The organism is Roseococcus sp. GW821-FHT12F05 (assembly GCF_058806835.1).
The window spans coordinates 719,005-730,819 of sequence record NZ_JBXAQB010000002.1 but is presented as its reverse complement, the minus strand read 5'-3'; the positions used below and the strand labels follow the sequence as shown (position 1 = coordinate 730,819).

The 11,815-nt window shown below is 69.8% G+C and carries 7 protein-coding genes, 1 tRNA gene, 1 pseudogene and 1 CRISPR repeat array; of the genes and pseudogenes, 4 read left to right on the top strand and 5 right to left on the bottom strand.

All coding sequences use genetic code 11. The annotated features are described in order from the left end of the window. Window positions 1-126 precede the first annotated feature (126 nt). Window positions 127-531: a hypothetical protein gene (locus AC1ROY_RS08345; protein ID WP_493148294.1), complete on the top strand. Its 405-nt coding sequence runs from the start codon at window positions 127-129 to the stop codon at window positions 529-531. 313 nt (window positions 532-844) lie between these two features. Beyond that, a complete protein-coding gene (locus AC1ROY_RS08340; RefSeq protein WP_493148293.1) occupies window positions 845-1,927 on the top strand; it encodes a hypothetical protein in 1,083 nt (360 codons plus the stop codon). A gap of 20 nt (window positions 1,928-1,947) precedes the next feature. Here the strand turns inward: AC1ROY_RS08340 and AC1ROY_RS08335 are convergent, their stop codons facing one another. From AC1ROY_RS08335 to AC1ROY_RS08325, 3 genes are all read right to left on the bottom strand, one after another. Then, window positions 1,948-3,258, bottom strand: coding sequence for an EAL domain-containing protein (locus AC1ROY_RS08335; protein WP_493148292.1), 1,311 nt, complete (start codon window positions 3,256-3,258; stop codon window positions 1,948-1,950). A gap of 84 nt (window positions 3,259-3,342) precedes the next feature. Continuing rightward, window positions 3,343-4,227 carry a deaminase gene (locus AC1ROY_RS08330; protein ID WP_493148291.1) on the bottom strand — a complete coding sequence of 295 codons (885 nt, stop codon included), beginning with the start codon at window positions 4,225-4,227 and terminating at the stop codon, window positions 3,343-3,345. Window positions 4,228-4,311: 84 nt separating this feature from the next. Next, window positions 4,312-7,860, bottom strand: a complete 3,549-nt coding sequence (locus AC1ROY_RS08325; protein WP_493148289.1) for an nSTAND1 domain-containing NTPase — start codon at window positions 7,858-7,860, stop codon at window positions 4,312-4,314. A gap of 564 nt (window positions 7,861-8,424) precedes the next feature. Between AC1ROY_RS08325 and cas2e the strand changes: the two are divergent. Next, window positions 8,425-8,710: pseudogene (gene cas2e / locus AC1ROY_RS08320) on the top strand (type I-E CRISPR-associated endoribonuclease Cas2e). 74 nt (window positions 8,711-8,784) lie between these two features. Continuing rightward, a CRISPR array of direct repeats spans window positions 8,785-9,179; the repeat unit is 29 nt; unit sequence GCGTTCCCCGCGCAGGCGGGGATGAACCG. Window positions 9,180-9,604: 425 nt separating this feature from the next. On the opposite strand, the gene AC1ROY_RS08315 reads toward cas2e, so the two are convergent. After that, window positions 9,605-9,680 (bottom strand) — tRNA-Lys (locus AC1ROY_RS08315). Between the two features lie 15 nt (window positions 9,681-9,695). Then, window positions 9,696-10,691 (bottom strand): lysine-2,3-aminomutase-like protein, encoded by a 996-nt coding sequence (locus AC1ROY_RS08310; RefSeq protein WP_493148287.1) that lies wholly within the window; start codon window positions 10,689-10,691, stop codon window positions 9,696-9,698. 38 nt (window positions 10,692-10,729) lie between these two features. Between AC1ROY_RS08310 and epmA the strand changes: the two genes are divergently transcribed. Next, the gene (gene epmA / locus AC1ROY_RS08305) at window positions 10,730-11,749 is read left to right on the top strand and encodes an EF-P lysine aminoacylase EpmA (protein ID WP_493148284.1); all 1,020 of its coding nucleotides are present in this window, start codon (window positions 10,730-10,732) and stop codon (window positions 11,747-11,749) included. The last annotated feature ends 66 nt before the right edge of the window (window positions 11,750-11,815 follow it).

Here is an 11,815-nt window from a genome sequence, read left to right as displayed (position 1 = left end):
GGGCGGGCACCGGGCCCGGGGGAAGAGTTGGCACTTGGCAGGGCGCGGCAACTCGGGCCTCGCGGCTGGCGTTTCACAAGGAGCGGTACGCGCCCGATCCGTGTTCTCCAGGAGGAAACCAGAACCATGGCCCATCAACGCGAGCCCAGCACGACACCCCACGATCCGCCCGAGGGCGACAAGGCTCCCGTCGCGGTGGCGGGCCCGGAGGCGCAGAAGCGAGAGCAGCCCAGCGGCGCGCCGGAGCGCGAGGGCAGGACGCCCGACGAGGACAGCGATCCGGCCCCCGTCGCGGTGGCGGGCCCTGAGGCGCAGAGGCGGGAGCAGCGAAGCGGCCCGCCGGAAGGCGAGGGCAGGACGCCCGACGAGGACAGCGATCCGGCCCCCGTCGCGGTGGCGGGCCCGGAGGCGCAGAGGCGGGAGCAGCGAAGCGGCCCGCCGGAAGGCGAGGGCAGGACTCCCGACAAGGACAGCGATCCGGCGCCCGTCGCCGTGGCGGGGCCGGAGGCGCAGAAGAGGGAAAAAGAATAGCGACCAGGCGAGGCGCACCGCGCTGAAGTCCTGCGTCCTATCGCGAGGCATGGAAGGTTGCGGAAGCCCGGTGGCTGCTCTCCGGGCACACCCGGCCTCAACCTATTGGGCGAAGGAGGCCCGGCCAGTGTCCGGCCGAGGCCCATCGAGGAGTCCGGGCGTCGCTGCTTCCGGACAGCATGTGAACTCGGCAGGCACTGCTGCGATACGGCTCCTGCTGCCGTCACCACAATTTAATCGACATATAAGAACAGGCTACCTAATCTTGCGCATACTCGCCGGAGACGATGGGATTGCAGCATAATGACGCGTTATGGATGAAGATTACCCCTATAATGACGATCTCTTGATCACCGAGCAGGAGCAGAAGCGAGCTTCGGAATCATACGGTCCCGTCTCGCATGCGTTCATCTTCCCTGAATTGATGGGCCTGGTGCAGGAAGCCGATCTGCTCGCCAATGCGTCCAAGCGCCGGGTCCGGCGAAACGGGTTCCTGTCCATCGGCATGGTGACGCTTTCGCTGCTCGTCGCCTCGGCAATGCCGCTCCTGAGCCATTACGGGATGGATTCGATCGCCATTCCCATCGGCGCGGCGGTGCTCGGCGTCCTGGGCGCGCTTCTCGGACTGGCCAATCGACATGACGACTGGCTCGAGCATCGGCTGGTGACGGAAAGCCTGCGGCAGTTCCACTTCCGGCTCATCATCGAGCTTGCGCCGGACATCCTCGCCGCCGCCCGGCTGGGCGACTGGACCGAGTTCGACCGGAAGCGGTCGGGCGCGCTGGCCTCGTTCAGGCAGGACCTCATCAGGCGCAAGCCCGGCGCGCTCGGCGCCCTCGTCGATGATCCCGTGCCGTCCCACGGCGGCAGGATCGGCAATATGCCCGATCCGCAGATCTTCGAGACACCGGACGGCCGGCTGCTGCTCTCCGCCTATCGCCAGCTTCGCATCCTGCGGCAGCGCCAATACGCCGACCACAAGCTGACGGCGCATGGCGGGCTGTTCTCGTCCTTCCCGCGGGCGCAGGTGACCCTTCTCAGCAATGCGTCGCTGCTGATCGTGGCGCTGCTCTTCGTGATGCATGTGGGATCCGCCTTCCTCATGGTCCCGCTCCATACGAACCACCAGGAAGGGCTGTCCCTGCTGCTTCATGTGGCGGTCGTCTGGCTCGCGCTGCTGGCGCTGGCGCTGCGGGCCATCGAGGAAGGCCTGCGCCCCCGGGCGGAGGTCGAGCGATACCGCCACTATCAGGCCGAGACCCGGCGCATCCTCGACGGGTTTGACCACGCCGACGTGTCCGGCAAGCTGCAGGCGGCGCAGGCCCTCGAACACGTCGCGTTCGACGAGATGGTCATCTTCCTGCGCTCCTACGAGGAAGCGCGCTTCGTGCTGTGAGCGGAAGCGCCGCCGGCCGTTCAGCCGGCGGCGCGCGCGGCGAGCCAGCCGGCCAGATCCTCCGGCACCATCGGCCGGGCGATGTGGTATCCCTGCCCCTCGTCGCAGCCGAGCGCCGTCAGCATCTCCAGCACGGCCTCGGTCTCGATCCCTTCGGCCACGATCCTGTAGCCCAGCCGGTGGCCCAGGCTGACGATCGCTTCCACCACGGCGCGCTCGCGCTCGTGGGTGGCGAGGTCGCGGATGAAGCTGCGGTCGATCTTCAGCACCTGGGCTCGCATGGTCAGAAGGTCCGACAGGTTGCTGAAGGCGGTGCCGAAATCGTCGATGGCGAGCGCCACGCCCAGCTGCTTCAGCGCCTGCAGGTTGCGGGTCACCCTGGCGTTGCCTTCGCGCTGGATGGACTCGGTCAGCTCCAGCTCGACAGCCTCCGGCTCCATGCCGTGACGCTCCAGCTGCGCCGCGAGATGATCGACGAAGTCCTCCTCCTGGAGGTTCGGGGCGGCGATGTTGATCGAGACGCCGAGATCGAGGCCGTCCCGCCGCCAGGCGGCGAGCTGATCGAGGGCACGGGTGACCACCCACCGGCTCATCACCGCGGAAAGCCCGAGCTCCTCGACCAGGGGCACGAATTCGGCCGGCCCGATCGGGCCAAGCGCCGGCTGCCGCCAGCGCAGCAGGGCCTCGACGCGAACGCACCGCCCGTCCGCCAGCCGAAGCCGCGGCTGGTACACCAGGCTCAGCTGGTCCTGGCTGGTGAAGGCCTCGGGCAGGGCGTCGACGATGGCGAGGCTGCGGCGCAGATTGGCCAGGCCGGTCGCTTCCCGCAGCGCCAGCCGGCCCTCCTCCGCATGGCCTTCGAGTGCAGCGGCAAGGGCCAGGCGAAGCACCTCGAGCGGCGGAAAGCCGCGCGGCCGGAACCGCATGACCCCGGCTGCCGCGCGCACCGGCAGCCGGATGCCGGCGCAGGCGAGCGGCGCCTCGAAAGCGGAGAGCACGCGGCGAGCCAGGCCGATCGCCTGCTCCTCCGACGCATCGGGAAGCAGGACCAGGTAGCACTCGCCGTTGACGTGAAGGCCGCTCACGAGCCCGTCGAGGGACTGCTGCAGGCGCTCCTCGATCGCCTCGTGCACGGCCTCCGCATGGGCGAGCCGCAGCGCGCGGACCAGACCGTCGGCGCGGGCGGAGGCGCCCAGATCGAAGGCCACGCAGAAGGCCGGGCCGTCATCGGCGCGTTCGGAGAGTTGCGCGATCGCGTCGATGATCTCCGCGGGCGGCTGCCCGCGCGATCCGTCGGGCGCCTGCTCGCGGCCCTCGGTGCTCTCCATCATCCAACTCCGCCGGCATAGGGGATTGATATCATCCGAGTCTGGGCGCCGCGAATTCCCGGGCGCCGCTCGATCGGCCTCGCGCCCTCACGAGGCGGGCGCGAGGCCGGCGCCGAGATGCCCATGCCAGTCCGTGAAGAAGGATCTGGCCGAGCTCAGCAACGGCCGGTTCTGGGCGTGAGCCGGCTCGAAATCCGCGAAGGCTGCCGCCGCGCGCGCGAAGATCCGGAACGCCGCGACCGTCTCGAGAAAGGCAGTGACGCCCATGGGGCCGCCACCGGACCGGCGCTGCAGGAAATCGGCATAGGCCGCATCGAGCTCCGCGGCGAAGGGCAGGAAATCGGCGCGGACGGGCAGGGGGCCGGGCCCCGAGCCGCGTCCGCTGTGCAGGTTGTGCACGATATTGGCGATGCAGCGCTGCCCCGGATCGCGCTGCCCGTAGACGAGCAGAGGCACGTTGGCCAGGTCGAGGATGCCGGCGCATTGCGAGCAGGGCTCGAGCGTGGCGTAGAGCGTCGCGCCGCGCAGCAGGGACGAATAGGCGAAGCGGTTGCCGCTCGCCTGCAGGGCCGGCTCGGCGCGCCGGAAAGCCAGGCGCACCGCCCGCGCCTCGGCATGCTCGAGCGTGCTGCGCAGGGCTATGTTGCGGTTCAGCGCGAAGCCGAGAATGGCCTCGCGGTCGACCAGCAGCGCGCCGACATTGTGGCCGCCGTGATCGCGGGGGACGTAGTCCGGCACGGCCCGTGCATAGTCGTCGCGAAGCGCCGCGTCCGGACCGACGCTCCAGGCGGCGAAGACCAGCGCCATGCTGAGCAGGAGAAGCACCTGGTGCCGCTCCGCTTCGGCCGCGGTCAGCGAGACCGCCGGCGGCGCCGCGAGGCCCTCGCATCGGAACTCGTCCGCCGCGGCATGCGCTGCTCCGAAGGCGCAGAACACGCCGATCAGCCCGCGGCGGTGTAGGAAGAGAGTCACTGGGCCATCCTCTTCGAAGGATCGTGGCAACGCCGAGGCGCGATGATCGGATAAGGGGTCATACCCGGCGGCGCTGCCAGTGATCTAGCGCTGAACCGCGGCAGGGGAAGCCGGCTCGGGACATCCGGCAGCGGCGGGGCGCGCCGTCGGCAGCAAGGCATTGTAGGATGGAACAGTCGGGGAAAAGGGCGGCGCCGGCGGCATGTCGCGCAATTCCAGGATGAGGACCGCGGCGCGCTGCTTCAGAACCCGGGCGGCATTGGTCAGGGCCGCGACGCGGGCCGCCGAGGTGGTCGGCGGCAGGGTCCAGCCCAGGGCGAAGTCCGCGGCCTGCTCGGCCAGGCTGCCCTGCCTGCCGTCCAGGGCGAGCTCGCCGAGGAGGAGCACGCTGTCGAGCATGGCCGCGCCGTAGTTGCCATTGCCGTGATCATGGTCGGCCAGCGTGAAGCGCTCATGCAGCGCCTCCCGGGTCAGGACCTCCGCAATTCCGGTATGGCCGAGCACCCGATTGGCGCGCGCGCTGAAATGCAGGGCAAAGCCGAGGTCCGCCCGAAAGAGCGGATCATCGGGGCGCAGGGCCACGACCTGCCGGCGGATGCAGACTTCCTGCACGAAGGCGCCGGCCGCGGCCGCCCCGTGACCGGGCCCCTGGCGGTTCTCGAACTCGCCGGCCTTGCGGAAGCTCCAGGCGAGCTCCCTGAGCAGGAGGATGTTGTCCGGCGCCCTCGGCCGCTCGCTGGTGAGGATGGTCCGGATCTCGTCGTTCAGGCTCTTGATGCGCGCGGGGTCTTCGGCCTGCCTTTGGGCCAGGTCGCCGATCCGTGTCAGCAGCCGCACGATATCCAGCGCCGCGGCCGTCTCGGCATTGAGGGCGTGCAGCTGGCGGCGCAGGGCCAGCGCGGCGTCGGCCTGCGCTCTGGCCAGGCGGAAGGCCTCCTCGGCGGCGGCGCGGTCCCGCGCGGCCCGCTCGTCGCCCTGGGCGCGGTAGATGTCCGACAGAAGCTCGTGCGTCGCGGCCGCCTCCGCGGCGAATTGCGGATCCCGCGTGCTGCCCCAGAGATCGAGACGAATGACCAGCGCCTCCTGCGCGGCCTCGAGCGAGTGGGCGGAATTGGTCGATGCCTTGTGATAGGCGTCGGCGAACTGGTGCAGCATGGAGGCCCTGGTACGCTTCATGCGCGCGGCTCCATCCTCGGTGCGCGGCAGCATGCCGATCATCTCGAGCGGCGGCACGACGGACCGGCTGATGAGGCGGGTCGCGACGTCCTCGCGGATGTCTCCACCCGTCAGGGTGGTCAGCATCCGCTCGACTTCCCTCAATGTCGCTTCGACCGTCTCGATGCGCAGCTGAGCCCTGCGGCCCAGATCGCTCGCGATCAGCTGAATCAGGTTGTCCGCGAGGTTCCGCGCTGCCGCCAGATGGCTTTCCGACTGGAGGTAGCCGCTGCGGGCGATGAAGCCGAATCCCGTCGCCACCACGGCCAGGATGGTGACGCCGGTGATGACGCCCTGCCGCAGGCGCCGCTTCCAGCGCGCGCCCCGCCCGGAGATCGCCACATAGTCCCGGATCGGGGGATCGATCTCGGTGCCATATTGATCCACGAGGGATTCGGCCTCGTTCAGCGCTCGCCCCTCGGGAATCAGCCGCTCGCGCGCATGATCGGCGGCCACCCAGCGCCGGCGCTGCACCTCGAGGTCGTCGATGAGGCGGATGAAGCGGGCGTGGAGCTTCATCACCGCGGCGGCGCGGGACCAGCCGGTCAGCACCAGGTCGTGGGCGAGCCGCAGCGTCGCCTGGCCGGCCTTGCCGTCCGCCGTCGGGACCGCTCGGGCCTTCCCCTCGTCCGAGGCGACCAGGATGCGGGCCTCGAGCAGCACGTCCACCAGCAGGCGCGTCTCGGGATCCGGCGCGGCCTTGGCAATCGGCACGCTGCGGGTGGTGAAGCCGGTCTCCAGGTTGCCGCTGGCGCTGAGGGTGACGGGCGCCGCCAGCCGGCGGATCAGCGGCGGCAGGCGCGTCGCGACCGTCGCGGCGGGCAGGCGATCGGAGGCTTCCTCGAGTCGGGCTTCCGCCTCCTTCTCGATGGCGCCGGCGAGGCCGTTGAAGGACTGGTACGCCTCGAAGGTGAAGACGTGATCGGCCGCGGAATTGGGAGGAGCGGGACGCCGCCGTTCGAACAGCAGCTGCAGCGCCATCTGCAGCAAAGGCAGCGCGTGATCGCCGCTGGCCTCCTTGAGCAGGCGCTCGTCCAGACGCTCGCCGGTCTCGCTGTCCTCGCCATAGATCACGCCGGCCGCCTGCGCCGAACGCTGCAGGATCTCGGTGAGCTCGGCCTCTCCGGGCGGGCCCAGGTCGTAGTGGCCGCCGCGGTCCTTCAGCGCCAGCAGGGGCGACGTCGAGAGCAGACGCCCGTAGAGGTCCGCGCGCAGCGTGGCGACGACCCAGACCTTCCGGCTGGCCGTCAGCGCCGCGATGATGCGGGCGAAGACGGCCTGCTGGTCGGCCGTCACGCCATCGGCGAAGACCTCGTCGAGCTGGTCGACCAGGAGCAGCAGGCGAGCCTCGACCGGGCGGCCCAATGACTTCGACAGGGGGGAGGCCGCGCCGGCTGCCCGCAGCGCGGCGAGGATCGGCGCGGCGATCACATCCGGATCGGTCGCCGAGCGCAGGAAATCCGCCAGCAGCTCGGGCGTCGTGAAGGGGCCCGTGGCCAGCTCCGGCAAGGCGGGGCCAGAGCCGCCCTCGGCCATGCCGGCATAGAGCGTCGCCGCCAGTGCCGCGACGGCGTCGGCGCCCGGTCGCATCACCGCCTTGCGCCAGAGATCGACGCCCTCCACTGCGCCGGGGTCGGTGAGCAGCGGCGCCAGGCCGGCCCGCATCAGGGACGACTTGCCGGCGCCGCTCGGGCCGACGATCAGCAGCAGGGGCAGGCGATCGGCCTGGTCGGCCGCATGCCGCAACTCTCGAAGGGCGCGCTGCACCTTGCGGCCGCGCCCGAAATAGATGTCGCGGTCGCCGAGGTCGAAGGCGGTCAGGCCGCGGAACGGAGAACCTTCCCGGCGCCGCTGCCGCGCCTCCAGGCGCATGCCGAGCCGCTGTTTCTCCACCCATTCCCGCAGGAGCCGCTCGGCGCTCGCGGCGAAGGACGCCACATCCGGATAGACGCTGTGATACTCGCAATGGCGTGCCAGGAAGCTGTCGACCTCGGCCTTCTCCGCCATGGCCTTGGTCATGGCCTCCAGCTCGCCCAGGCCGAAGACCGGCGTGTTCTGGATGCGGAAGACGTAGACATGTGGGCGGCGCTCGCCGGGGGGCAGATGGTCGCTGCCCTGGGCGGCCCTCAGGGCCGTGATCAATTCATAGGCGGTGCCACTGGGATAGGGGGCGCCGTCCAGACGTGGCTCGAAACTCTCCGGCGGCGGCGTGCCGAGCCTGTTGCCCAGGATGCCGATCACCAGGTCACAGTCGGCGGCTTCGGGAATCTGGCTTTGGCCGGGGCGGTGGGCGAGATAGTGCCCATACTCCCATCGCACGGTTTCGAAGCGGAACTCACCGGCGAGGGCGGTGTTGAGGCTTCCGACAACGTGCTCCAGGGCATCCCGTTCGGCCCGCCTGTCGTCGGGCGAGGACACGAAGATCCGGACGGTCTTCGCGGCTACTGGGCCGTTGCTCTTCGATCGATCGCTACCATTGGGTTCATCAGGCCGGCCACTGTCCAGGTTCACGATACCGATGCTTCGGCCATGCCGCGCCCTTTATCAGAATTTCTTTCCGAATTCGGAGTGTGCAATCTCTATAGGCAGGTTTCTATGCCTTGACTGGAATTTTATGCACCGAAATGAATTTGAAAGACGACTTTGGTGGACACGTGTGGAATTCATTTCCATGAAATATTGGGGTATTAGTTGCGACAGGCTTCGACTCGTCAATGACCTGCGAAGGCGGCCGTCGAGGCGCAGGGCCGGCCTGCGCTCCTTTGAATGCCCCTCCTGAGGTACAGGGGAATTGCGGCCGAGCTCCGGAACGCGCCGGGAGAGCCGCCCGGCGCCGCTGCCGCGACGCCTTCCGCCGGGCGGATGTGCTGTCGCGGCTGATCCCGCTCATCGAGGAGGTGCTGCCACGGGCGGTCTGCCGGTGCCCGAGGCGGCGCCGGAGGCCATGCCGGTGGCGCTCCCGCCGGCGGGGGGTGGGGGCGGCTGGCGGTGTGGCTGCTGGAGGTGCGGGCGGGCGTCTATCGGCGCCTATGGCCGACGGGTGCGCGAGATGATCTGGGGCGAGGTCTGCGCCCATATCGAGGACGGCAATGCGGTGATCGCCTGGCCGGCGCCGGAGGATGCCGGCTTCGCCTTCGACACTTGCGGCGCGAACCAGCGGGAGCCGGTGGACCTGGGGGGCTTTCGTCTGGTTTCCTTCGGGGCTGAGGCGGCGCTTCCGGCGGAGCCAGGGCCGGCCTCGCTGCCGCAGCGGCGGCTCGGCCGGTAGCGAGAACAGGTGTTCCGGCCGGTGGGTTGATTGACAGTCGAATCAGGATTTCGGATCAAATGCTTCTGGGAAGAGCGTTCCCCGCGCAGGCGGGGATGAACCGCGGACGGGTATTATCAACCATGTCCGCTCTGCGCGTTCCCCGCGCAGGCGGGGATGAACCGCAGGATGCGCTCCTGCGCGAATGGCCGCACGGGCGTTCCCCGCGCAGGCGGGGATGAACCGGAGAATGCCCGAGTGATCCACCCGCCCAGGGCGCGTTCCCCGCGCAGGCGGGGATGAACCGGCCAGAAGAGGCCCGTCCCGCGTTATTACAAGGCGTTCCCCGCGCAGGCGGGGATGAACCGCTCGACACGGGACCGAGATTCCGCGGGAGCTGGCGTTCCCCGCGCAGGCGGGGATGAGCCGGAGCTGACCGCGGTGAAGTGCCAGACGGGCTGGCGTTCCCCGCGCAGGCGGGGATGAACCGATCCAATTGACCCGGCCGCACTGGCGGCGCAGTCCCCGCACACGCAGAAAGAACTGACAGTGCGGCAGGCCCTCCTGAGGTTCAGCGGCGAGCGCCGGCCATCCCGCCATCCATGTGACAGCAGACCCATTCTGACGTTGCCGGTCAGCATTCCCCACCATCCACCAAAAATCACTCCTAGCGGCTCCTATCTGGTGGGGCCGAGATGCGCGATTCCGTCTATCGCCATGGAAAGGATGAAGAATTTCGGTCCCTGGCTCCGGCGGTAGGATCATCCGCGGCTCCACGTCGCCTCCTGTCGCAGGCTACGGCGGCTACGCGGCAGGAAAATGTTGCAGGACTGCGGAATGGCCACCGCTGGGTCCGCAGGACTCGAGTCCGCGAGATGAGCAGGCCTTATCGCCGTGTAAGTCTTTGAAAGGAAATGGTGGGCGTTGTAGGGCTCGAACCTACGACCCGCTGATTAAGAGTCAGCTGCTCTACCAACTGAGCTAAACGCCCGCCGAGGGGCGCCTTCTAGCGGTCCTGCGGCGCTTGTCCAGCCCTCGGCTGCATGGCTTCCATGCCGAGCGGAAATTTTCCTCCGCCGGCGGGGCGTTCCTGGACGTAGGTCGGCCAGGCGAGACCGGTCACGCGGCCGCGCAATCCACGGAGAAGCGCCAGCCCGTCCTCGACCGGCACGTGGAATCGCGCGGTGCCGGGCGCGGGGTCGAGCTGATGGAGGTAGTAGGGCTTCACCCGATGGCGCAGCATGGTCCGGAAGAGGTCCTCCAGCGCCGCCCCGCTGTCGTTCACCCCCCGCAGCAGCACCGACTGGCCGAGCAGCACCGCCCCCGTGCCATGCAGCGCGCGCAGGGCTGTCGCGGATTCGGTGGAGAACTCGGCCGCATGGTTGGCGTGGACGCAGAGGTAGAGCGGGCGGTCCAGGGTCAGCGCCTTCAGCATCGCCGAGTCGATCCGGTCCGGATCGGCGACCGGCACGCGGGAATGGATGCGCAGGATCTCCAGATGCGGGATGGCGGCCAGCCGCGCCAGGATGCGCTCCAGACGGCGCGGCGAGAGCATCAGCGGGTCGCCGCCGGTCAGGATGGCCTCGCGCACCTGCGGGGTGCGCGCGAACCAGTCGAGGGCGGCGTCCAGCTCGGCCTCGGAGAGCAGCCCGCCATCGGGGCCGACCGCCTCGCGCCGGAAGCAGAAGCGGCAATAGACCGGGCAGGCCAGCAGCGGCTTCAGCAGCGCGCGGTCGGGGTAGCGGTGGACCACGCCCTTGAGGGGGGTGAAGGGCGCGTCGGCGGTGGGGTCGTCGAGCTCGTGCGGCGCGGTGACCAGCTCCTCGGCCTCGGGGAGGTACTGGCGGGCGAGGGGGGCGCCGTGCTCGCGGATCAGCCGGGCGAGCAGCGGTGTCACCGAGATGGAGTAGCGCTGCGCGACCTCCGCGATGTCAGGCACGGATGTCCGCGCGATCAGGCCGGCCTCGGCCAGGTCCTCGGCGGATCGGAGGGTGCGTTGCATGGCGGGGCAGGCTCTGCCCTGATAAGCCCCGGGATGCAATGCCGAACCCCACCTGGCACCCCGAGAGCCTCGCCGCGCGCCTGCCTTTCCTGGAGGCCCGCGCCCGCCTGACCGCCGAGACCCGGCAATGGTTTTCCGCCCGCGGCTACCGTGAGGTGGAGACGCCCTGCCTCGTCCCGGCGCCGGGCATGGAGGTGCATCTGCGCGGCTTCTCAGCCGAGTTCGAGCCCCATCTGGGGCAGGGCGAGCGGAAAAAGCTCTGGCTCCGCACCTCGCCCGAGCTGGCGCTGAAGCGGCTGCTGGTGGGCGGCGCCGGCCCGGTCTTCGAGCTGGCGCGGGTCTGGCGCAACGGCGAGATCGGCTCGCGCCACGCCCCGGAATTCACCATGCTGGAATGGTACCGCCCCGGCCTGACGCTGGACGGGCTGATGGACGAGGCGGAAGCGTTGGTCCGCCAGCTCTGCCCGCGGCTGGTGGCGCATGAGGAGGTGACGACCGACCTCGCCTTGGCCTTCGAGCGCATCACCGTCGCGGAAGCCTTTCGGCGATGGGCCGGCATCGACGTGCTGGCCTCCATCCGCGAGGACGGCACAGGGGATGCCGCCGCCCTCGGCGCCCGCGACGACGAGAGCTGGGAGGAGGCCTTCTTCCGCCTCCTGCTGGAGCATGTGGAGCCCCGCCTCGGCCGTGAGCGTGCCAGCTTCCTCACGCATTGGCCGGCGCCCCAGGCGGCGCTGGCCCGGCGCGACCCGGCCGACCCGCGCGTGGCGCTGCGCTTCGAGCTCTTCGCCGGCGGCATCGAGCTGGCCAATGCCTTCGACGAGCTGACCGATGCGGAGGAGCAGGCCGCCCGCTTCGCCCATGACGTGGCCGAGCGCGAGCGGCTGTACGGCGCGGAGAATTCCTGGCCGGTGGACGCGGATTTCCTGGCGGCCCTGGCCCAGGGCATGCCCGCGGGCTCCGGCATCGCGCTGGGCTTCGACCGGCTGGCCATGCTGGCGAGCGGCGCCCGGCGGATCGAGGACGTGCTCTGGCTCGGCGGCTTTCCGTATCCGTAGGTTCAGGATTGGATCCGATCTAGCCAGAAGATGACGCGGCGCTTAGGCTGACGGTCTCCCCTGCCG